This window comes from Mycolicibacterium mageritense (genome assembly GCF_010727475.1).
Classification (GTDB): domain Bacteria; phylum Actinomycetota; class Actinomycetes; order Mycobacteriales; family Mycobacteriaceae; genus Mycobacterium; species Mycobacterium mageritense.
The window spans coordinates 3493043-3515543 of record NZ_AP022567.1 but is presented as its reverse complement, the minus strand read 5'-3'; the positions used below and the strand labels follow the sequence as shown (position 1 = coordinate 3515543).

Below are 22501 nucleotides of genomic sequence, written 5' to 3'. Positions count from 1 at the left end.
ATGGTCTTCGCGCGAACGCTCATCCGCGAGCCTCTCGGGGTAGGCCCAGCACGCGCTCGGCGATGATGTTGCGCTGGATTTCGTTCGATCCGCCGTAGATGGTGTCCGAACGGGAGAACAGGTACAACCGCTGCCACTCGTCGAACTCGCCGTCGGGCAGCGTGAGCCCGGCCATGCCCTGCACATCCATGGCGATCTCGCCGAGCTCGCGGTGCCAGTTGGCCCACAAGAGCTTCGACACGTTGTCCTGGCCCGGCTGCTCCACATCCATGGTCGCCAGGGCGTAGGACCGCATGGCCTTGAGGCCGGTCCAGGAGCGGGTCAACCGTTCGCGGATCAGTGGGTCATCGACCGCACCGGTGCGCTTGGCCAGCTCGACCAGGTTGGAGTGCTCACGCGCATAGCGGATCTGCTGGCCCAGCGTCGACACCCCGCGTTCGAAGGTGAGCGTGCCCATCGCGACGCGCCAACCGTCGCCGGGTGCGCCGACCACGAGAGAGGCATCGGTGCGGGCGTCGTCGAAGAACACCTCGTTGAACTCGGAGTCACCGGTCAGCTGGATGATCGGCCGGATCTCGACACCGGGCTGATCCAGCGGGACCAGCAGATAGGACAGGCCGGCGTGGCGCTTCGAGCCCTTCTCGGTGCGGGCCACCACGAAGCACCACTGTGCCCAGTGCGCGAGTGACGTCCAGACCTTCTGCCCGTTGATCACCCATTCGTCGCCGACCAGTTCGGCCGTCGTCGCCACATTGGCCAAGTCACTGCCCGCGTTCGGCTCGGAGTAGCCCTGGCTCCAGAGCTCGGTGACATCGAGGATCTTGGGCAGGAACCGCTGTTGCTGCTCGGGCGTGCCGTATTCGATCAGTGTCGGCCCGAGCAGCTCCTCGCCCAGGTGGTTGACCTTGTCGGGCGCGTTCGCGCGGGCGTACTCCTCGTAGAACGCGACGCGGTGCGCGACCGAAAGGCCGCGGCCGCCGTGCTCGACGGGCCATCCGAGGCAGGTCAGACCTGCCGCGGCGAGGTGCTGATTCCACGCGCGCCGTTCCTCGAATGCCTCGTGTTCGCGGCCGGGGCCTCCGAGTCCTTTCAGCGCGGCATATTCACCGACGAGATTGTCTGCGAGCCACTGCCGGACCTCGGCCCGGAACTCCTGGACCTCTATCACCCTTGTAGGCTAACCTACCAAGCACTTGCTTTGTTAAGGGAGCATCAATGATCACCGCCAGCCGCACCGTTCCAGCGGTGTTGGACCGGATTGCCGTGCGGTTTTCCGACCATGAAGCCCTGGTCAGCGACGATCAGCGACTGACTTACTCGGAACTGCGGGTGCACGTGCGCCAAGCCGCCGCGGCGATGATCGCGCTCGGTGTCGAACCCGGCGACCGGGTCGCGATCTGGTCCCCCAACACCTGGCACTGGGTCGTGGCATGCCTGGCCACCCACTACGCGGGCGCAGTCGTGGTTCCGCTCAACACGCGGTACACGGCCCGCGAGGCGGCCGACATCCTGGCGCGCACCGAAGCGCCTCTGCTGATTGCGGCGGGCGAGTTCCTCGGTGCCGACAAGACTGCAGACCTGGACCGGGCGGCGCTTCCGACGCTGCGACATGTGGTGCGCGTACCCATCGAAAAGGACGACGGCACGTGGGATGAGTTCGTGGCCCGCGGGACCGATCTCGACGCGGTCGACGCGCGCGCCGCCGCCGTGTCACCCGACGATGTCTCCGACATCCTGTTCACCTCCGGGACGACGGGCCGCAGCAAGGGCGTGCGGTGCGCGCACCGGCAGTCGCTCGACGGGTCGGCCGCGTGGGCCGCATGCGGTCAGCTCACGAGCACCGACCGGTACCTGTGCATAAACCCGTTCTTCCACAACTTCGGGTTCAAGGCCGGGATCCTGGCCTGCCTGCAGACGGGTGCGACGCTGTATCCGCAGCTCACGTTCGACCCCGAGCAGGCCATGAAAGCCGTTGCCGAACATCGCATCACGGTGTTGCCCGGCCCGCCGACCATCTATCAGACGCTGCTGGACCACCCCAAGCGTGCGGACTACGACCTCAGCTCCTTGCGGTTCGCGGTGACCGGCGCGGCTGTGGTCCCGGTCGTGCTGATCGAGCGCATGCAGTCCGAACTGGACATCGACATCGTGCTGACCGCGTACGGCCTGACCGAGGCCAGCGGGTTCGGCACCATGTGCAGCGCCGACGACGACGCCGTCACGGTGGCCACGACATGCGGGCGACCTATTGCCGATTTCGAACTGCGGCTGGCCGATACCGGCGAGGTGCTGCTGCGTGGGCCGAACGTCATGCTGGGCTACCTCGACGATCCGGCTGCGACTGCGGAGGCGATCGACGCGGACGGCTGGCTGCACACGGGCGACATCGGAACCCTCGACGAGCGTGGCAACCTCACCATCACCGACCGGCTCAAGGACATGTACATCTGCGGCGGGTTCAACGTGTATCCCGCCGAGATCGAACAGGTGCTGGCCCGGCTCGACGGTGTGGCCGAAGCGGCGGTGATCGGGGTGCCCGACGAGCGTCTCGGCGAGGTCGGCAAGGCGTTCGTGGTGGCCAAGCCCGGCGCGGCCTTGGATGAGGCGACGGTGATCGCCTACACCCGTGAACATTTGGCGAACTTCAAAGTGCCGCGGTCAGTCGCGTTCCTCGACGTGCTGCCGCGCAATCCAGGAGGCAAAGTGGTAAAACCACAACTGCGAGAGATGATCTGATGGACCTGACTTTCGACGACGAGACCGAGGGCTTCCGGGCCGAGGTCCGCGAATTCCTCGCGGCCAACCGCGATTCCTTCCCGACCAAGTCATATGACACGCTCGAGGGGTTCGAGCAGCACCGCCGTTGGGACAAGGTGCTTTTCGACGCGGGCCTGTCGGTGATCGCGTGGCCCGAGAAGTACGGTGGCCGCGACGCCACGCTGCTGCAGTGGGTGGTGTTCGAGGAGGAGTACTTCCGCGCCGGTGCGCCCGGACGCGCGAGCGCCAACGGTACGTCGATGCTGGCGCCGACGCTGTTCGCGCACGGTACCACCGAACAGCTTGATCGTGTGTTGCCGAAAATGGCGAGCGGTGAGGAGATCTGGGCGCAGGCCTGGTCCGAACCCGAATCGGGCAGCGACCTGGCGTCGCTGCGCTCGACAGCCACCAAGGTCGACGGCGGCTGGAAACTCAACGGGCAGAAGATCTGGAGCTCACGGGCGCCGTTCGGCGAGCGCGGTTTCGGACTGTTCCGCTCGGACCCCGAAGCCCAGCGGCACAAGGGCCTGACCTACTTCATGTTCGACCTCAAGGCCGACGGCATCACCGTGCGACCGATCGCGCAACTCGGCGGCGACACGGGCTTCGGCGAGATATTCCTCGACGACGTGTTCGTGCCGGATCACGACGTGATCGGCGGCGTGCACGACGGCTGGCGCGCGGCGATGAGCACGTCGAGCAACGAGCGCGGCATGTCGCTACGCAGCCCGGCCCGGTTCCTGGCACCGGCCGAGCGGCTCGTCGGACAGTGGAAGTCCAACCCCGATCCGGCGTTCACCGACCGGGTCGCCGACGCCTGGATCAAGGCGCAGGCCTACCGGCTGCACACGTTCGGCACCGTGACCCGGCTGGCCAATGGCGGTGAGCTCGGCGCCGAGTCCTCGGTGACCAAGGTGTTCTGGTCCGACCTCGATGTCGCGCTGCATCAGACCGCGTTGGACATGCAGGGCGCTCAAGCCGAGGTCGTCGACCACTGGACGGAAGGCCTGTTGTTCGCGTTGGGTGGCCCGATCTACGCCGGCACCAACGAGATTCAGCGCAACATCATCGCCGAGCGCCTACTTGGCCTGCCCCGGGAGCCGAAGTGAACTTCGAGATAGACGAACAGCAGCGAGATTTCGCGGCAAGCATCGACGCCGCGCTCGGTGCGGCCGACGTTCCCGCCGCGGTGCGGGCCTGGGCGGCCGGGGACACCGCACCCGGGCGCAAGGTGTGGTCACAGCTGACCGACCTGGGCGTCACGGCGCTGCTGGTGGCCGAGAAATACGACGGCATCGACGCGCACCCCGTCGACCTGGTGGTCGCGGCCGAGCGGCTGGGCTACTGGGCCGTGCCCGGTCCGGTCACCGAGTCGATCGCCGTCGCCCCGATCCTCCTCGCCGACGGCGAACGGTCCGCGGGCCTGGCGTCCGGTGATCTGATCGCGACGGTCGCGTTGCCGCCCCAGGTGCCCTACGCCGTCGACGCAGAATTCGCGGGGCTGGTCCTGGTCGCGGGTGACGGGACGATTCAGGATGGTCAGGCCGGAGCGGTGCACGACTCGGTCGACCCCGCCCGGAAACTGTTCGAGGTTACGGCCACCGGCACCGACCAGCCCGCCGACACCCAGCGCGCCTATGAATTCGGTGTCCTGGCAACCGCGGCCCAGCTGGTGGGCGCGGGCCAGGCGATGCTCGACCAGTCGGTCTCGTACGCCAAACAGCGCACCCAGTTCGGCCGGGTCATCGGCTCGTACCAGGCCATCAAGCACAAGCTCGCCGACGTGCACATCGCCGTGGAACTGGCGCGCCCACTGGTCTACGGCGCGGCACTGTCGCTGGCCGAAGGATCGCCGGAAACCGCGCGCGACGTGAGCGCCGCCAAGGTGGCCGCCGCCGATGCCGCGCTGCTGGCCGCGCGGTCTGCGCTGCAGACGCACGGTGCCATAGGCTTCACCCAGGAGCACGACCTGTCCCTGCTGCTGCTGCGAGTGCAAGCGCTACGCTCGGCCTGGGGCGATCCGACACTGCACCGCCGCCGGGTATTGGAGGGGCTCTCGTGAGTGAAGAGCGCGAACTGCTGCGCGAGACGGTTGCGGCGCTCGTCGACAAACATGCTTCACCCGAGGCGGTCCGCGGGGCGATGGAATCCGAACGCGGCTACGACGAGTCGCTGTGGAAACTGTTGTGCGAGCAGGTCGGTGCCGCAGCGCTGGTCGTGCCCGAGGATCTCGGCGGCGCGGGCGGCGAACTCGCCGACGCGGCCGTGGTCCTCGAAGAGCTCGGCAAGGCGCTGGTGCCCACTCCCCTGCTCGGCAGCACCCTGGCCGAGCTCGCGCTGCTGTCGGTCGACGCCCCCGACGAGGAGGCCCTGGCCGGGCTCGCCGAGGGCACAGCCATCGGCACCGTGGTGTTCGATCCCGAGTACGTGATCAACGGCGATATCGCCGACATCGTCATCGCGGCCGACGGGGAGAACCTCACCCGGTGGAACACCTTCACCGCGCAGGCCAAGTCCACCATGGACCTGACCCGGCGGCTGTCGGCGGTGATCCCCGGCGACACCGCGGTACTGGGCGCCGACCCCGGCCTTGCCGACACCGCCGCACTGCTGCTGGCGGCCGAACAGATCGGTGCGGCCGCGCGCTGCCTGGACCTGACCGTCGCCTACACCAAGGACCGCGTGCAGTTCGGCCGCCCGATCGGCAGCTTCCAGGCGCTCAAGCACCGGATGGCCGATCTCTACGTCCACGTGGTCTCGGCCCGCACCGTAATCTACGACGCGATCGCCGAACCAACGCCCGCCGCAGCGTCATTGGCTCGCGTGTTCGCCAGCGAGACACTGTCGGCCGTGACGTCCGAAGCCATCCAGCTGCACGGCGGCATCGCCATCACCTGGGAGAGCGACATCCAGCTGTACTTCAAGCGGGCACACGGCAGCGCGCAGCTGCTCGGCCCGGCGCGCGAGCATCTGCGCAGGCTCGAAGCCGAGGTGTTCTAGCCTCACGCGACCCATTCGGCCATGACGTCGGCGAGGGCGACCGCGCCCTGATTGCAATCGGCCGGTTCGGCGTGCTCGGCGGGCGAGTGCGAAACACCGGTTGGGTTGCGCACGAACAACATCGCGGTCGGTACCTGCTCGGACAGAATTCCGGCGTCGTGGCCCGCGGCCGTCGGCAGCACGGGCACCTCGCCGAGATGCGCGAGCGCCTTGAGCAATCGGGATCGCGGGCCCTCCGGGAATTCGACGATGGGCGTGACGGATTCGGCGAACACGTCGAGGTCGATCGCGTCGGTGGCGGCATGATGACGGGCCTCGGACGTGATGTGCTCGACCAGCGTGTTCAACGTCGCCTCGTCGGGCGCCCGGGCATCCAGCCACGCGCGGATCTGCGACGGGATCGCGTTGGCCCCGTTGGGTGATACGAGCACCTTGCCGAACGTCGCGACCGCGCCGTGCTGAGCCGCCTGCACCCGCGCGGTGTGCACCGACGACGCGAACGCGAGCATCGGATCGCGACGGTCGATCAGCCGCGTCGCACCCGCATGGTTGGCCTCGCCGGCGAACGTGAACTCCCACCGCCCGTGCGGCCAGATCGACGACGCCACCGCGACCGGTGCGTCCACCAGGTCCATGGCCCGGCCCTGCTCGACGTGCAGTTCGACGAACACCCCGACGCGTTCGGCCAGGCGAGGGTCGGCGCCGAGGTGATCGGGATTCCGACCGACCCGGGTGAGCGCCTCCGCCAACGTGATTCCGTCGTTGTCGCGCAAGCCCCTGGCCCGGTCGGGGCTCAGCGCACCGGTGGACAGCTGCGAGCCCACGCACGCCACACCGAACCGCGCACCTTCCTCGTCGGAGAACGCCGCCACCCCGACCGGAATGGTGGGCACGACGCCACGCTCGCGCAGGATGTCGACGGCCGCGAAGGCCGACACGACGCCGAGTGGCCCGTCGAACGCACCACCGTCGGGCACCGAGTCCAGGTGCGAACCCGTCACGAACGCGTCGCGCGGATCGCCGGACCACCCCGGCGGCAGCCACCACGCCCACAGGTTGCCGTTGCGGTCGGCCTCGACGTCCATGCCGCGGCGGTCGGCCTCACCCACGAACCATTCCCGCAACGTCAGGTCGGCGTCGGACCACGCGAACCGACGGTAACCGCCCGTGGCGGGATGGCGGCCGACGTCGAGGATCGTCGGCCACAGCGCGTCGAACGCGCTCATGCGTTCTCCCACATCGGGATACGCACACCTCGCTCGCGGGCGACGTCGGCGGCGTGCTCGTATCCGGCGTCCACGTGGCGGATCACGCCCATGCCCGGGTCGTTGGTCAGCACGCGCGTGAGTTTCTGCGCGGCCAGTTCGGTGCCGTCGGCGACACAGACCTGACCGGCGTGGATCGACCGCCCCATGCCGACCCCGCCGCCGTGATGGATCGACACCCACGATGCACCCGAGGCCACGTTGACCATCGCGTTCAGCAGCGGCCAGTCGGCGATCGCGTCGGAACCGTCTGCCATGGACTCGGTTTCGCGATAGGGCGATGCGACCGACCCCGAATCGAGGTGGTCGCGGCCGATCACGATCGGCGCGGACAGTTCGCCCGAGGCCACCATCTCGTTGAACCGCAGCCCGGCCCGGTGGCGTTCGCCGTAGCCGAGCCAGCAGATGCGGGCGGGCAGACCTTCGAACTTGACCTTCTCGCCGGCCATGGTGATCCAGCGGCGAAGGTGGGCGTTGTCGGGGAACAACTCCAGGATCGCCCGGTCGGTGGCGGCGATGTCCTTGGGATCGCCGGAGAGCGCGGCCCACCGGAACGGGCCCAGACCCTCCTCGAACTGCGGCCGGATGTAGGCCGGCACAAACCCGGGGAAGTCGAAGGCCCTGTCATATCCGGCCTTACGGGCCTCGTCGCGGATCGAGTTGCCGTAGTCGAAAACCTCCGCACCGCGGTCCATGAATCCGACCATGGCCTCGACGTGCTTGGCCATCGACAGTTCGGCTTGTTCGGTGAAGTAGACGGGATCCTTCTCGGACATCTTCTTCATGTCGTCGAAATCGATGCCCAGCGGCAGGTACGCGAGCGGATCGTGCGCCGAGGTCTGATCGGTCACGATGTCGATGGGGGCTTCGCGCCGCAGCAGCTCGGGGAAGACCTCGGCGGCGTTGCCCACCAACCCGATCGACAACGGCCGCTTGGCGTCTCGCGCCTCGATCGCCATTCTCATGGCCTCGTCGATGTCGGCGGCCTTGGTGTCGAGGTAGTGATGCGCGATGCGGCGGTCGATGCGGCTCTCGTCGCAGTCGACGCAGATGGCCACGCCGTCGTTCATGGTCACCGCGAGCGGTTGTGCCCCACCCATGCCGCCCATGCCCGCGGTCAGGGTTATGGTGCCGGCCAGGGTTCCGCCGAACCTCTTGCGCGCCACGGCACCGAAGGTCTCGAACGTGCCCTGCAGGATGCCCTGCGTGCCGATGTAGATCCAGGAACCCGCGGTCATCTGGCCGTACATCATGAGGCCCTCGGCCTCGAGCTTGCGGAACTGCTCCCACGTGGCCCAGTCCCCCACCAGGTTCGAGTTCGCCAGCAGGACACGCGGTGACCAGACATTGGTGCGGAACACCCCGACCGGCTTCCCGGACTGGATGAGCATGGTTTCGTCGTCCTCGAGGGATTGCAGCGTCCGCACGATCGCGTCGAAGGCCTCCCAGCTCCGCGCGGCCCGCCCGGTGCCCCCGTAGACCACGAGATCCTCGGGATGCTCGGCGACCTCGGGGTCGAGATTGTTCATCAACATGCGCAGGGCGGCTTCCTGTTGCCAACCCTTACAGGAGATTTCGGTGCCACGTGCGGCACGAACGGGACGGGGTCCGGATATCACGGTCATGTTCGATGGTTCCTTCTGTGCTCAGTTGCCGCTCAGGCCCGCGTCGGCGAGCCACTTCTTGGCGATGTCGGAGAGGTTGGTGCCCTTGGCGGCCTCGGCGTTCATGTCGATGAGGTCATCGGTGGTCAACTTCGCCGACACAGCGTTGAGTGCCTTGGTGATGGTCTCGGTCTGCTTGGCCGACTTGATCAGCGGGATGACGTTCTCGGCCGCGAACAGATCCTTGTCGTCCTCAAGGGCGACAAGGTGGTTGGCCTTGAGTCCCGGGTCGGTGCTGAACAGGTCACCGGCCTGGATCTGACCGTTGGTCAGCGCGGTCATCGTCAGGGTGCCACCGGCGTCGAGGCTCACGAACTCCTTGAAGTTGAGCCCGTACACGTCCCGCAGGCCGACCACACCCTGCACACGCGATTTCCATTCGGGCGGCCCGCCGAGCACCATTTCACCGGCGACCGGTGCGAGGTCGGAGATCTTGCGCAGCTTGTACTTGTCCGCGGTGGCCTGGGTGACCGCGACGACATCCTTGTCCTGGGCAGGCGACGGGGCCAGCATGGTGATGCCGGACGGCATGTTGCTGACCAGTCCGGTGATCACGGCTTCGGTGCTCGACGCCGTCGACTCCGGGTTCAGGTGGCTCAACAGCGCGCCGGAGTATTCCGGAACCAGGTCGATCGAACCGTCCTTGAGCGCCGCCAGGTACACCTCGCGGCTGCCGATGTTGAACTGCTCGGTGACGCTGATTCCCTTGGCCTGCAAGGCCTGTGAATAAATGCTGGCGATCAGCTGGCTCTCGGTGAAATCAGCGGACCCGATTATGACCCCGGACCCTTCCGAGCCGGCGGCACCGTCGCTGGACAGTGGGTCACTGTTCAGGCCGCAAGCCGACACGGTCAGTGCCGCAGCCATCGTGGTGACGAGGGCGGACAGGAATTTGCGTCTGATCATTTCACGGGCTCCATGGGGACGGCGGTGTCGAGCGGGGTGGATTTGGCGGCCACGCGGCGCAGGCCGGGCGACACGATCACGCGGCCCAGCCAGGCGAAGCCGAGTTCGAGGACGATGGCCACCAGGGCGACGAGGATTGCGCCGCCTGCCATTTCACTGAAATTCGCCTGTGCGCGGCCGTCGAGGATGAACCGGCCAAGACCCTGCAGACCCAGATAGGCGGCGATGGTCGCGGTCGAGACGATCTGCAGTGTCGAACTGCGGATACCGGAGATCAGCAGCGGCAGCGCGCACGGCAGTTGAACGCGCAGCAGGATCTGGCGTTTGGTGAACCCCATGCCGCGGGCCGCGCCCACCGCGTCCGGATCCGCGTTCTGGATCCCGGCGTAGGTGCCGGTGAGGATCGGCGGCACCGCCAACAGCACCAGCACCACGATGGTCGGCAGCACATACACGAGCTTGCCCGCCACCACCGGCGCGAAGACCAGGAACAGCAGCACCAGCAGGCCCAGACTCGGCAAAGCTCGCAGCGCGTTGGCGAATCCGGCGACCAGGGTCTCGCCGCGCCCGGTGTAGCCGATCAGGATTCCGAGCGGGACACCGATGGCCAGTGCAGCGAGCAGCGCGATCGCGGAGTACAAAAGGTGGTAGCCGACCTGCATCGGGATGCCACCCGTGCCGGTCCAGTGCGTGGGGTCGGTGAACCAGCCGATGATGTTCATGAGGTCACCGTCCGCTGCCGCCACGGCGTGAGGATCTTGTTTCCCACGATGATCAAACCGTCCAGGATCACGGCCAGCACGACGCACAACACCACGCCGGTGACCAACGGAACGAACAATCGGAGCTGGAAGCCCTGGGTGAACAGAGACCCGAGTTGCGGGATACCGAGCAGGGCGGCCATGGTCACGATGCTGACGTTGGACACCACCGCGACCCGCAGGCCGGCCGCGATCACCGGGACCGCGACGGGCAGTTCCACCAGCAGCAGCCGCTGCCAGCCCCGGTAGCCCATGGCCTCGGCCGCCGCCACCGTGTCGTGCGGCACTGAGCTCAGCCCGTCGGCGACCACCCGCACCAGCAGCGCCAGGGTGTAAAGGGTAAGCGCCACAACGATGTTGATCGGGTCGAGGATCTTGGTGCCGAGCAGCACCGGCAGCAGGATGAACAGCGCCAGTGACGGCACGGTGTAGAGCAGCCCCGCGGTGCCGACGATGGCGGCATATCCCCGCTTCGAGCGGTGCGCCCACCAGCCCAACGGAAGTGCGAGCAGCAGGCCGAACAGCGTGGGCAGCACCGTCAGCCAGGTGTGGCTGATCGTGAGGGCCACGATGCGGTCCAGGTTCGACGAGATCCAGTTCACGGTCGCGCCTCCTTCGCGCGCCGGATCGCCGCGATGAGGTTCTGGTCGGTCACGGTGCCCACCAGCACGCCCGCATCGTCGGTGACGACGGCGCGTCCGCTCGGGCTCGACAGCGCCGAGTTGAGCAGCTCGCGCAGTGGATCGCCGCGCCGCGCGGTGGTGCCGCACAGGTTGATGTCGCGCTCCGCGACGGTGTCACCGGACAGGTTCGCGGTGTCGAGCCAGCCGAGCGGCTCCCGGTTGCTCCCCACGGTCAGCACCCATCGCTCGTCGAGCGTCGGGATCGACGTAACCGACTGCCCCACAGTCACTGTCGGTTCTTCGGTCAGCGCGATCTGGCCGTCGATGGGGTGGAACCCGAGCGCCTGGTAGCCACGTGCGGACCCGACGAAGTCTGCGACGAAGGAGTCGTTCGGGGCGGCCAGCAGTTCGGCTGGGCTCGCGGCCTGGGCCAGCGTGCCGCCCTCGCGTAGCACGACCACCTGGTCGCCCAGTTTGAGCGCCTCGTCGATGTCGTGTGTGACCATCACGATGGTCTTCGAGATGTCGGCCTGCAGGCGCAGGAATTCGTCCTGCAGCTGGCTGCGCACGATCGGGTCGACGGCGCTGAACGGCTCGTCCATCAACAGGAACGGCGGATCGGTGGCCAGCGCACGGGCCACGCCCACCCGCTGCTGCTGCCCACCGGAGAGCTGCCAGGGATACCGGCGGGCGAACTTGGCGTCCAGGCCGACCCGCTCGAGGAGTTCCATGGCCTTGGCGCGGGTCTCCTTCTTGCCGCCGCCGAGCAGGCGGGGCAACGCGGCGACGTTGTCGACGACGGTCCGGTGCGGGAACAGGCCCGCGTTCTGGATGACGTAGCCGATCCGCCTGCGCAATGCGACCCGGTCCAGGGTCTGGGTGTCGACGCCGTCGAGTTCGATGGTGCCCGAGCTGGGTTCGATGAGCCGGTTGATCATGCGCATCGAAGTGGTCTTGCCGCACCCGGACGGGCCCACCAGAGCGGTGATCTTGCCGCTCGGCACAGTCAAGGTGAGTTTGTCGACGGCGACCGTGCCGTCGGGATACACCTTGGAAACGTTGTCGAATGTGATCATGAATGTCTTTCTGCGGAGCCTGACTTGGGGGAACGGCTCAGCTGCGCGGACAGCTCCGCGGCAGCCGAGACCAGCAGGTGGCCACACCGGGCCGCATCGGATTCGGTGAATCGGTAACTCGGCACCACGAAGCTGAGCGCCGCGACGATGCGCGCTTCGGAGTACACCGGGCACGCGACGGCGGTCACGTCGGGTTCGACACCGCGCTCGATGACGACATACCCGTCGCTGTTGACGTCGCCGCGAAGCGCATGCCCCGCCGCCGACACGTCCAGTGGAATGGTCCGGCCAACCCAACTGGTGTGTCGCACCGAGTGGGTGCCCTGCACAATGCCGATATATATGGCGACGTCGCTGTGCCACTCGACCGACAGATAGACCGACTCACCCGTCTGCCCGACAAGCTTTTCCATCACGGGCTTGGCCAGGTCGGTCAACGACTCGCTGCTGAGAGCCGCGGCTCCCAGTTGGATCATCCGCCCGCCCGGCCGGTAGATGCCGGACTCGTCCTTGGCGACGAAGCCCGTGGTCTCCAGCGTGCGCAGAAGCCGCAGCGCGGTGCTCGGCGCGAGATCGCAATCCCTCGCGCTGTCAGCAAGATTCGCGCTGCCGCGCTCGCAGATCGTGGCCAGCAACGCGAGCGCGCGCTCCACGGTCCGGGTGGACGCCTCGGCCAATCTCGACCCTCCTCTCAACCCCGTACATTTCTAGTAGATGGAATTCAATTGCCATCTAGCGGAATTATCAGGTTGGAGCGATGATAGGTCGTGTCACGCGTCAGCGGTAGAGAATGAGGAGAATTACATGATTGTGCTGAACGGCTCGGGCACGATTGCCGATGTCGTGACGTTGGCCGACCGGGGTGACGAGGTCTCGATCTCACCGGATGTCCTGGCCGCGGTCGGGCGCGCCTATGACCGGGCGGCCGAGTTGAGCACGCGTTTTCCCACCTACGGACGCACCACCGGTGTCGGGGCGAATCGCACGACCCAGGTACTTGCCGACGATAAGGACTACGGCATGCGACTGCTGCGCAGCCACGCTGTCGACGCGGGCGATCCGCTGGCCGCCAGGACTGTCCGCGCCATGCTCGCGGTCCGGTTGATCCAATTGTGCGTGCCAGGGGCAGGTCTCGACCCGAAGGTGCTGTCCGGTCTCGAACGCATGCTCAACGACGACGCACTGCCCGAGCTGCTGCAGTACGCATCGATCGGCACGGGCGACCTCGCCGCGCTCGCGGGCACCGCGCTGACGCTGATCGGCGAGCGGCCCGCGAGCGCACCGCTGGAGCCCATGCAACCGTGGGGCGCCGACAGCGCCCTGCCGTTCATGAGCAGCAGTGCGCTCACCGTCGGGCGGTGCTGCCTCGCACTCGACGAACTGAACCGGCTCGAGCGCGCGTCCAGCGTCATCTACATACTCAGTTTCCTTGCCCTGGACGGGAACCCGTCCACGTTCTCGCCGGCCGCGGCGCGCGCGGCGGCGGCCCCGCAGGTGCTGACCGTGGCGGGCCGGCTGCGCCAGCTGTATGGGGACGACGAACGCGGCGATCACGTACCGGCGCGCATCCAGGATCCGTACGGGCTGCGGGTGTATCCCGTCGCGCACGCAAGCGTCGTCGCATCGTTGGATTCACTTGCGCGGCAGCTGCAACGGACTCTGAACGCCGCGCAGGAGAACCCGCTGTTCGATGTCGACGGCGACGCGGTGATCCATCACGGCGCCTTCTACCAGGCCTCACTGTCGCTCGAACTCGACGGAGCCACCCTCGCGCTGGCGCTCACGGCGCCCATCACACATTCCCGCATCCGCATGCTCAACGATCCGGAGACCAACCGCCGCAACGCTTTCCTCGCGGCCACCGAGGACGGCTCGTCAGGGCTCATGATGGTGGAATACGTCGCCGCAGGCGCCATCGCCGAGATCCGTGCCGCAGCACAACCCGCATCGATCGGCACGCTCGTGCTGTCCCGGGGCGCCGAGGAGGACGCCACCTTCGCCTCACAGGGCACCCTCCAGCTGGAACGGTCGATCGCGGCATACCGCGTCCTGCTCGGCTGCGAGTTCGTCGGCGCGGTGCGACTGCTGCGCCAGCGCGGGCTGCACGACGGATTCAGCGGCGTGCTGGGCGAAGCGCTGGCGCTGGCCACCGCGCTGCCCTGGAACGACGACGACCGCGACCTGCGCGGCGACCTGGCGACCGCCGAGGACTTGCTCGACGACCTCGGTCGGCTGGTGTCCGACGACGATCCCTTCAGCCCGGCCGACCGATAGCCGCGTGCGCTGTTCTAGCCTGACTGGGATGGACGTCTCGCTCCGGGCAGGGATCCCGCCGTTTCACGTCATGGACGTGTGGCTGGCAGCTGCCGAACGGCAACGCACGCACGGCGACCTGGTCAACCTGTCGGCGGGCCAGCCCAGCGCAGGGCCGCCTGCCGCGGTGCGCGACGCCGCGATCGCGGCGGTGCAGGCCAATCAACTCGGCTACACCGTCGCGCTGGGCATCCCCGAACTGCGTGCTCAGATCGCCGCGTCATACGCCAAGTACGGTGTCGACGTCGGCGTGGACGACGTCGTGCTGACCACCGGTTCATCCGGCGGGTTCCTGCTGACATTCCTGGCCTGCTTCGACGTCGGCGATCGCGTGGCGATCGCGAGTCCCGGCTACCCGTGCTACCGCAACATCCTCACGGCGCTGGGCTGCGAGGTGGTCGAGATCCCGTGCGGGCCCGAGACCCGCTTCCAACCGACCGTCTCGATGCTCGACGCGCTCGACCCGCCCGTCGCGGGCGTCATCGTGGCGAGCCCGGCCAACCCGACCGGAACCGTCATCCCACCCGAGGAACTCGCGGCCATCGCAACCTGGTGTACGGCCAACGGCGTCCGGCTCGTCAGCGACGAGGTGTATCACGGCCTGGTCTACGACGGCGCACCCGCGACCAGCTGCGCGTGGGAAACCTCACGAGATGCCGTGGTGGTCAACAGCTTTTCGAAGTACTTCGCGATGACCGGCTGGCGGCTCGGCTGGCTGCTGGTGCCAGAGCCGCTGCGCCGCACAGTCGACTGCCTCACCGGCAACTTCACCATCTGCCCGCCCGCAGTGGCCCAGCACGCGGCCGTCGCGGCATTCACGCCGGAGTCCATCGCCGAAGCCGACGGGCTGCTGGCGCACTACGCCGACAACCGGCGCCTGCTGCTCGACGGGTTGCGGGGCATCGGGATCGACCGCCTCGCACCGACGGACGGCGCCTTTTACGTCTACGCCGATGTCAGCGCGTTCACCTCGGATTCACTGTCGTTCTGCTCGAAGTTGTTGGCCGACACCGGGGTTGCGATCGCACCGGGCATCGACTTCGATACGGTCCGGGGCAGCTCCTTTGTCCGGTTGTCCTTCGCCGGCCCCACCAGCGACGTCGAAGAGGCCGTCCGGCGGATCGGGCCCTGGCTGGGCTGACGCTCGTCACTGCCGCTCGGCGAACCGCTCCCACGCGGACTGGCGGGCCATCCCCAGGGACTCCCCGATCTGCGCCCAACTGGCCCCGAGCCGCCGCGCGCGCGACACCCAACCCGTCAGATTGCGGTCCACCAGATCGGCGGCGGCAGCGATGCGCGGCAGGTTCCCGAGAATCTCGTCGACCGTGGAAACCTGTTCCCATACCGGCAATTGCGCTGCCGGATCTGCCTGCTCCGGTTTGTTGGCGATGACCTCGCCCGCCAACCGAACGCACTCGTCGCAGATGTAGACACCCGGCCCGGCCACCAACGAGTTCACCTCGGTGTGCGGCTTCAGGCAGAACGAGCAGGCCGCAACCGCCTCGTCGTCATTAGTCGTCTTGGCCATGGCCCTCCCATCAATGTCAGGTGAATCCTGACATCAATAGTCAGGCCACGCCTGACGGATGTCAAGTTCAGAAGGGGGGTGGTTCGGCGTGGTCGGTGAGCCATTGTTGGTGTTGGCGTTGGGTTTCGGCGAGTTGTTCGTTGAGTGCGTGGCGGAGCCGGCGTTCGGCGGCGATGCGTTGGGCGGTGTCCTGATCACGAGCTTGGCGGCGTCTGGGCATCATGACGGCCTTGTGCGGGCCGGGTTCCTGCGGGGCGGGCAGGTCGAGCGCCCCGGTGGGCTGCCCCAGGACCGGGAACAGGACCGCGCCGTGGGCGTCGGTGCTGTAGACATGCCCGGTCGGGGTGGTGAACTCCACGGTGCCGTCCGGGGATTGCCGATCCCACCAGCCCGCGCAGAACGTCTTCACCAGGTGATGAAGAGTGCAGTAGAGCTTGGTGTTCGACGGATGCGTCGGCCCCACCGGATACGGCGTGGTGTGATCAATCTCGGAATTGACCGCGGGTTGGTCGCAGCCCGGAAACCGGCACGTCAGATCACGCCACGTGATGAAGGTGGCCAGCGTGGCCGAGGGCCGGTACCGCGGCTCGGCCGTGTCCTGCGGGATCACGACGGGCTTGATCGTGGCGGTCGTGGCCGCCGCCCGCACGGTCTCGGCGGGCTGCACACCGAACCCCGGCAGATACCCGGGGTCATCACTGGTGCCGTCGAGGGTGGACTGGTTGGCCAACACATGGATCACCACATCGGCGGCGCGGTGCTTGTCCGCCACCGCCGGGCAGTCGTCGAGCCCGCACTGGCAGTCCAGCCAGGGGCGGCCACGGCCCAGCGCGCCGATGGCGTCGGTGCGGCGCTGCATCCCGGTGCGGGGATCCTGATCGCACACGGTGGCGGCGATGGTGATCAGCCGTTGTTCGAACGCGGCGGCATCCAGGGCATCCAGCCGGGCCCAGATCCCCGCCATGCCGGGCTCGGTGGGGGCGATCTCCACATACCGGCCGTCCGCCACCTCCGGCGGCACCCGCACGGCGTCGGGGTCGTGTTTGGCGATCCACTGATCCACCCGGTCTTTGAGTTTCGGTTCCGACAGGCGCATCCATTTGTCGCAGTGCCGGGCCATCGCCGCGTCCAACCCGGGCCAGGCCTCATCGGTGACGTTGGGGGTGCGCTGGATGATCATCTCCATCACCCGCCAGTCGATGTCCCCGGCGGCGAAGCGGGCCGCCACCGCCGGCATCTTGCGCAACGCGCGGGCATGACGGATCTGCGTGGCCGCCCGCGCACGGCTGATCCGCAACGCCGCCGACACTTCGGCGGCGACTTCTTCGAACGGGTCGACCCGCCAGAACACCGTTTCGGCCAGTTCCACGGTGCGCCGGGCGTCGAGGCGGCCGATGTGGTCCAGGCGGGCGGCGATCGCGGCGGATTCGGCCCGCCAGGCCGCGCTCATCCCGTCGATGAACTCCGCACCCGACCGATCGAACATACGTGCGATTCTACCGATCCACCCCGACAATCCCGCAGGTCACAACCCCAATTGTGGACGAAAACCAATCTGGGGATAACCCAGGATCAGTGCTCGATCGACGCGTACCAGTCGAGCAGATCCGGATTGTCGACGGCGCTGCGTTCGACCACTTTGGCCGGGTCGGCGCCGCCGAACATCTTCTTGATCGGCACTTCGAGCTTCTTTCCGGTGCGGGTGTGCGGCACGCCCGGCGCGACGATGATCTCGTCGGGCACGTGCCGCGGCGACACCTCGGTCCGGATGGTCTGATTGATGCGGTCACGCAGCTGGTCAGTGAGCTCCACACCGTCTGCCGGTACCACGAAGAGCGGCATCCAGTAGCCACCGTCGGGTTGCTCGACGCCGATCACCAAAGCCTCCACGATCTCTGGCAGGCGCTCGACCGACTGGTAGATGTCAGCACTGCCCATTCGGATGCCGTGCCGGTTGAGCGTGGAATCGGACCGGCCGTGCACGACGATGCTGCCGTGGTCGGTGATGGTGATCCAGTCGCCGTGCCGCCACACGCCGGGAAACATCGCGAAATACGCGTCGTGATAACGGGTTCCGTCAGGGTCGTTCCAGAATGCGATGGGCATCGACGGCAGCGGTTTCGTGATGACCAGTTCACCCACCTCGCCGCGGACCGGCCGGCCGGACTCGTCCCAGGAGTCCAGCGCCGCTCCGAGGTACGGCGCGGAAAGCTCACCGGGCCACACGGGCACGGTGGGTACCCCGCCGATGAACGCCGACACCACGTCGGTGCCACCGCTGATCGAGGAGACCTGCACACGTTCGCCGACGTTGTCGCGCAACCACAACGACGAGGACGGCGGCAACGACGATCCGGTGACGCCGACAAGTTTGAGGGCCGACAGGTCGTGATCCTTGCGCGGCACCGCGCCGACCTTGGCGCACGCCAGCACGTAACCCGGGCTGGTGCCGAGCACTGTGGCACGGATACGGGATGCGATGGCCCACAGCGCATCGGTGGTCGGCGCGGCCGGGCTGCCGTCGTAACACACGATGGTGGCGCCCACCAGCAGCCCGGCCACCTGGAAGTTCCACATCATCCAACTCGGGCTGGTGTACCAGAAGAAGGTGTCGTCGCCACCGATATTCGACTGCAGGGAAACGGCTTTGAGGTGTTCCACGAGCACACCACCGTGGCCGTGCATGATGCCCTTGGGCAGTCCCGTCGTGCCCGACGAGTACAGGATCCACAACGGGTGATCGAAATCCACTGGCGTCGTGGTCAATTCGACCTCGCCGGTGCTGGCCGATTCCCAGTCGATCCAATCGGCGCGGGCCTGCCCGAGCCGAGCCACCAGCACGGCCGCCTTGAGCGTCGGCAACCCCGACCGCAGCGCTGCGATGTCGTCGCTCTTGTCATGGTCCTTACCGCCGAACCGGTAGCCGTCGGCCGTCACCAGCACGGTCGGCTCCAACTGGCCGAGCCGGTCGAGCGCGGCTTTCGCGGTGTAGTCCTGCCCGCACGCACTCCAGATCGCACCGATCGCGGCGGTGGCCAGGAAGGCGATGATGGCTTCTGGGATGTTCGGCAGGTAGCCGACCACGCGATCGCCGGGCTCCACCCCGAGCGAACGGAGCGTTTGAGCGAAAGCTGCTGTACGAGACAGTAATTCAGCCCAGGAGAGCTCGGCGACAGCGCCACCTTCGGCGACGTAGAGAATCGCGGGACGATCGCTGCGGGCATTGCGCCGGATCTGGTCGACGTAGTTGAGGCGGGTGCCCGGGAACCAGCGCGCCCCTGGCATCCGGTCGTCGGTGAGAACGTCGGCGGGGCGCTCGCCGAGCTCGAAGTAGTCCCATAGCGCGGCCCAGAATGCTGCCGGATCGTCGACCGACCATTGCCACAGGGCGCGGTAGTCGGTCAACTCGCGGTCGGCGCGGGACGCCGCGAAGCGGGCGAAATCGGTGACACGGGCCGATTCGACATCGGCCTGCGTCGGCTCCCACTGGGCGTCCGGGGTTGTCATCGTGCGCTCCACCCACCATCCATCGTGTACGACGCCCCGGTCACCATGCGGGCGTCCGGTGACGCCAGCCAAGCCACCAGGGCACCAACCTCTTCCGGCTCCACCAACTCCTTGATAGCACTTTCCTTCAGCAGCACCTTGGCAATCACCTCATCCTCGCCGATGTCGTGGATTCTGGCCTGATCGGCGATCTGTTTGGCGACCAGCGGGGTGCGGACGTATCCGGGATTGACGCAGTTGCTGGTGACCCCGTGCGGACCGCCTTCCAGCGCAGTCACCTTCGACAGGCCTTCGAGCGCGTGCTTGGCGGTCACATACCCGACCTTGAACTCGGAGGCCCGCAGACCGTGCACCGACGAGATGTTCACGATGCGGCCGAATCCCTGACCGTACATGTGCGGCAACGCCGCCCGGATCAGCAGGAACGGCGCTTCGACCATCAAGGTCTGCAGCATGCGGAACTTGTCCGGCGGAAAGTCCTCGATCGGGTTGATGCTCTGCACCCCGGCGTTGTTCACCAGGATGTCGCAGTCCAGCTTCAGCGACTCCAGCGCGGCGACGTCGAGAAGGTCCACCGCCCAGGCCTTCCCGCCGACCTCGTCGGCCAGGGCCTTGGCTCCGTCGGCGTCGATGTCGGCCACGGTGACCGTCGCGCCGCGTGCCGCCAGGGCTCGCACGCACGCCGCGCCGATCCCGCTGGCGGCGCCGGTGACCAGCGCGGCGCGGCCGTCGAGGTCACCGCTCATGTGGTGACCCGCCGAAGGTCCGCGGCGTCGACATCAGCGAGGTCGATCCCCTTGGTTTCGCGCGCGACCACCACCGCGAACAGCGTGATCACCGCAGCGCCGGCCAGGTAGATCGCGATGGGCACCGAGGACGCGTACCGCTCCAGCAACCACACCGCGATGATCGGCGCAAACGATCCGGCGACGATCGAGGTGACCTGATAGCCAAGCGACACACCGGAATAACGCATCCGGGTGGGGAACATCTCGGCCATGATCGCCGGCTGCGGCGCATACATGAGAGCGTGGATCACCAGACCGAGAATGATCGCGGCCATGATGAGCAGGTAGTTGCCGGTGTCCATCATCGGGTATGCGATGAAGCCCCAGCAGGCCGCACCAACCGCCCCGACGAAGTACACCGGGCGCCGGCCGTACTGATCGGACAACCGGCCTACGGTCGGGATCGCCACGAGGTGCACCGTGTGCGCGATGAGCAGCCACCACAGAATGTCCGTGGTGTCGGCCTTCACGTGCTCTTTCAGGTATGTGATCGAGAACGTGACCACCAGGTAATACATGATGTTCTCGCCGAACCGCAGGCCCATCGCGGTGAACACGCCACGCGGATAGCGCATCAGCACCTCGATGACACTGAACGAGCTGGCCTTGATGCGCTCTGCTTCCTGCTGCGCTGCAACGAAAATCGGGGCGTCGGTGACCTTGGTGCGGATGTAGTAGCCGATCAGCACGACGACCGCCGACAGCCAGAATGCCACGCGCCAACCCCACGACAGGAAGTCGGCGCTCGACAGCAGGCCGTTCAACACGAGCAGCACGACCGTTGCCAGCATGTTGCCGACGGGCACGCCGGCCTGAGGCCAGCTGGCCCAGAACCCGCGCGACTGGTTCGGGCTGTGCTCGGCGACCAGCAGCACCGCGCCGCCCCACTCACCACCGACCGCGAAGCCCTGCAGGAACCGCAACAGCACCAACAGGATCGGCGCCCAGACGCCGATCTGCGCGTACGTCGGCAGGCAGCCCATGAGGAATGTGGCAAGGCCGACCAGCAGCAGGCTGAACTGCAAAAGCTTCTTGCGGCCGAACTTGTCGCCGTAGTGGCCGAAGACGATGCCGCCGACGGGCCGCGCGATGAAGCCGACCGCATAGGTCAGGAACGCCTTGAGGATGTTGTCGAGATCGCTGGCGCCCTGATCGAAGAAGATCTTGTTGAACACCAGCGTGGCGGCGGTCCCGTAGAGGAAGAACTCGTACCACTCCACCACCGTGCCCGCCATCGACGCGAGGACCACGCGACGCAGGCCGGTTGAGATGGGCGCACTCATCGGCAACTCCTTAAAGAAGACGTCAGTGACTTAGGCCACAATCCTCAGTGAGTATTCATGCACGTGACCGACGCCGCAATGGGGAGATGCGCACGGACTATCTGCAAAAATGCAGATGTGGACGATCCGAGTGGCCGCCGCCCGAGCGCGGACGATCTGCTGGTTTTGCTGGCCGTGGGACGGTCCGGGCGGTACACCACGGCAGCCGAGCAACTCGGCATCAACCACACCACCATCTCGCGGCGTATCGCGGCGCTCGAACACGCGATCGGCGGGCGCGTATTGACCCGCACCGCCGGTGGGTGGGAACTCACTGACCTCGGGCGTGAAGCACTCGAGGCCGCGGAGGCCGTCGAGTCCGCCGTGCGTTCGATCACCGCGACGGGCCCACGGCGACTCGAAGGCGTCGTCCGCGTATCGGCCACCGACGGATTCAGTGCGTACATCGCTGCGCCCGCGGCGGCACAGGTGCAACGTCGGCATCCCGGCATCGCGGTCGAGATCGTCGCGACCACCCGGCTGGCGTCGCAACAGCGCTCCAGCGTCGATCTGGAGATCGTCGTCGGCGCGCCGCAGGTGCGTCGCGCCGAGGCGATCCGGCTCGGCGACTACTGCCTCGGCCTCTACGGCGCCCGCAGCTATCTCGATGAGCACGGCGTCCCGGACAGCGTCGAAGACCTCTCGCGTTTTCCGCTCGTCTACTTCATCGACTCGATGCTGCAGGTCGACGAACTCGACATGGCCACGAGCTTCACTCCGGCCATGCGCGAATCGGTGACGTCGACCAATGTGTTCGTCCACGTGGAAGCCACGCGCGCGGCCGCCGGGCTGGGCCTGCTGCCGTGCTTCATGTCCGACCGTCACGACGACCTGGTGCGTGTGTTGCCGGAAGCCGTTGCGGTGCGGCTGAGTTACTGGCTGGTGGCCCGGGCAGAAACCTTGCGGCGTCCGGTCGTGGCCGCAGTGGTCGACGCAATCCAGGACCGCATGAGCGATCAGCGCGACGTGCTGCTCGGTGAGCGGTGAGCCG

The 22501-nt window shown here is 67.3% G+C and carries 20 protein-coding genes; 7 read left to right on the top strand and 13 right to left on the bottom strand.

Translation table 11 applies throughout. The features are described from left to right. Window positions 1-19: 19 nt before the first annotated feature. Window positions 20-1168, bottom strand: coding sequence for an acyl-CoA dehydrogenase IpdE1 (gene ipdE1 / locus G6N67_RS16840; RefSeq protein WP_036430180.1), 1149 nt, complete (start codon window positions 1166-1168; stop codon window positions 20-22). A gap of 47 nt (window positions 1169-1215) precedes the next feature. Here ipdE1 and fadD3 point away from each other — a divergent pair, with 47 nt between their 5' ends. The 4 genes from fadD3 to ipdE2 are packed head-to-tail and all read left to right on the top strand — an operon-like array spanning window position 1216 to window position 5757. Next, entirely contained in the window at window positions 1216-2736 is a 1521-nt protein-coding gene (gene fadD3 / locus G6N67_RS16835) for a 3-((3aS,4S,7aS)-7a-methyl-1,5-dioxo-octahydro-1H-inden-4-yl)propanoate--CoA ligase FadD3 (protein ID WP_036430182.1), read from the top strand. After that, entirely contained in the window at window positions 2736-3866 is a 1131-nt protein-coding gene (locus G6N67_RS16830) for an acyl-CoA dehydrogenase family protein (protein ID WP_036430184.1), read from the top strand. Before fadD3 ends, G6N67_RS16830 begins: the two co-directional genes overlap by 1 nt. Next, window positions 3863-4819, top strand: coding sequence for an acyl-CoA dehydrogenase family protein (locus tag G6N67_RS16825; protein ID WP_036430186.1), 957 nt, complete (start codon window positions 3863-3865; stop codon window positions 4817-4819). The genes G6N67_RS16830 and G6N67_RS16825 overlap by 4 nt, the downstream gene beginning before the upstream one ends. Then, window positions 4816-5757, top strand: a complete 942-nt coding sequence (ipdE2, locus tag G6N67_RS16820) for an acyl-CoA dehydrogenase IpdE2 (protein WP_036430188.1) — start codon at window positions 4816-4818, stop codon at window positions 5755-5757. The genes G6N67_RS16825 and ipdE2 overlap by 4 nt, the downstream gene beginning before the upstream one ends. A gap of 2 nt (window positions 5758-5759) precedes the next feature. On the opposite strand, the gene G6N67_RS16815 is transcribed toward ipdE2, so the two are convergent. Genes G6N67_RS16815 through G6N67_RS16785 form a run of 7 tightly spaced genes read right to left on the bottom strand, consistent with a single transcriptional unit; the run spans window position 5760 to window position 12729 of the window. Further along, window positions 5760-6983, bottom strand: coding sequence for an allantoate amidohydrolase (locus G6N67_RS16815; protein ID WP_036430190.1), 1224 nt, complete (start codon window positions 6981-6983; stop codon window positions 5760-5762). Beyond that, the gene (hutU, locus tag G6N67_RS16810) at window positions 6980-8647 is read right to left on the bottom strand and encodes a urocanate hydratase (RefSeq protein ID WP_036430192.1); all 1668 of its coding nucleotides are present in this window, start codon (window positions 8645-8647) and stop codon (window positions 6980-6982) included. The genes G6N67_RS16815 and hutU overlap by 4 nt, the downstream gene beginning before the upstream one ends. Window positions 8648-8668: 21 nt before the next feature. Continuing rightward, complete coding sequence (locus G6N67_RS16805; protein WP_036430193.1) at window positions 8669-9592, bottom strand: ABC transporter substrate-binding protein; 924 nt, start codon at window positions 9590-9592, stop codon at window positions 8669-8671. After that, complete coding sequence (locus G6N67_RS16800; protein WP_197747967.1) at window positions 9589-10338, bottom strand: ABC transporter permease; 750 nt, start codon at window positions 10336-10338, stop codon at window positions 9589-9591. The genes G6N67_RS16805 and G6N67_RS16800 overlap by 4 nt, the downstream gene beginning before the upstream one ends. After that, window positions 10311-10955: an ABC transporter permease gene (locus tag G6N67_RS16795; RefSeq protein ID WP_036430194.1), complete on the bottom strand. Its 645-nt coding sequence runs from the start codon at window positions 10953-10955 to the stop codon at window positions 10311-10313. Before G6N67_RS16795 ends, G6N67_RS16800 begins: the two co-directional genes overlap by 28 nt. Next, window positions 10952-12052, bottom strand: coding sequence for an ATP-binding cassette domain-containing protein (locus tag G6N67_RS16790; RefSeq protein ID WP_036430196.1), 1101 nt, complete (start codon window positions 12050-12052; stop codon window positions 10952-10954). Before G6N67_RS16790 ends, G6N67_RS16795 begins: the two co-directional genes overlap by 4 nt. Continuing rightward, window positions 12049-12729 carry an IclR family transcriptional regulator gene (locus tag G6N67_RS16785; protein ID WP_036430198.1) on the bottom strand — a complete coding sequence of 227 codons (681 nt, stop codon included), beginning with the start codon at window positions 12727-12729 and terminating at the stop codon, window positions 12049-12051. The genes G6N67_RS16790 and G6N67_RS16785 overlap by 4 nt, the downstream gene beginning before the upstream one ends. 127 nt (window positions 12730-12856) lie before the next feature. Between G6N67_RS16785 and G6N67_RS16780 the strand changes: the two genes are divergently transcribed. Next, window positions 12857-14326: an aromatic amino acid lyase gene (locus G6N67_RS16780; protein WP_036430200.1), complete on the top strand. Its 1470-nt coding sequence runs from the start codon at window positions 12857-12859 to the stop codon at window positions 14324-14326. Between the two features lie 28 nt (window positions 14327-14354). Then, window positions 14355-15506 carry a pyridoxal phosphate-dependent aminotransferase gene (locus tag G6N67_RS16775; RefSeq protein ID WP_036430202.1) on the top strand — a complete coding sequence of 384 codons (1152 nt, stop codon included), beginning with the start codon at window positions 14355-14357 and terminating at the stop codon, window positions 15504-15506. A gap of 6 nt (window positions 15507-15512) precedes the next feature. Here G6N67_RS16775 and G6N67_RS16770 read toward each other — a convergent pair whose 3' ends face one another. The 5 genes from G6N67_RS16770 to G6N67_RS16750 form a co-directional block, all read right to left on the bottom strand. Then, the gene (locus G6N67_RS16770; protein WP_036430204.1) at window positions 15513-15893 is read right to left on the bottom strand and encodes a ClpX C4-type zinc finger protein; all 381 of its coding nucleotides are present in this window, start codon (window positions 15891-15893) and stop codon (window positions 15513-15515) included. 67 nt (window positions 15894-15960) lie between these two features. Next, window positions 15961-17379, bottom strand: a complete 1419-nt coding sequence (locus G6N67_RS16765) for an HNH endonuclease signature motif containing protein (protein WP_163642216.1) — start codon at window positions 17377-17379, stop codon at window positions 15961-15963. Window positions 17380-17465: 86 nt separating this feature from the next. Next, the gene (locus G6N67_RS16760) at window positions 17466-19400 is read right to left on the bottom strand and encodes an acetoacetate--CoA ligase (RefSeq protein ID WP_036435384.1); all 1935 of its coding nucleotides are present in this window, start codon (window positions 19398-19400) and stop codon (window positions 17466-17468) included. After that, a complete protein-coding gene (locus tag G6N67_RS16755) occupies window positions 19397-20146 on the bottom strand; it encodes a 3-hydroxybutyrate dehydrogenase (protein WP_036432224.1) in 750 nt (249 codons plus the stop codon). Before G6N67_RS16755 ends, G6N67_RS16760 begins: the two co-directional genes overlap by 4 nt. Then, window positions 20143-21471 (bottom strand): MFS transporter, encoded by a 1329-nt coding sequence (locus G6N67_RS16750; protein WP_036432221.1) that lies wholly within the window; start codon window positions 21469-21471, stop codon window positions 20143-20145. The genes G6N67_RS16755 and G6N67_RS16750 overlap by 4 nt, the downstream gene beginning before the upstream one ends. 78 nt (window positions 21472-21549) lie before the next feature. Here G6N67_RS16750 and G6N67_RS16745 point away from each other — a divergent pair, with 78 nt between their 5' ends. Further along, window positions 21550-22497: a LysR family transcriptional regulator gene (locus tag G6N67_RS16745; protein WP_051578909.1), complete on the top strand. Its 948-nt coding sequence runs from the start codon at window positions 21550-21552 to the stop codon at window positions 22495-22497. Window positions 22498-22501: the final 4 nt, after the last annotated feature.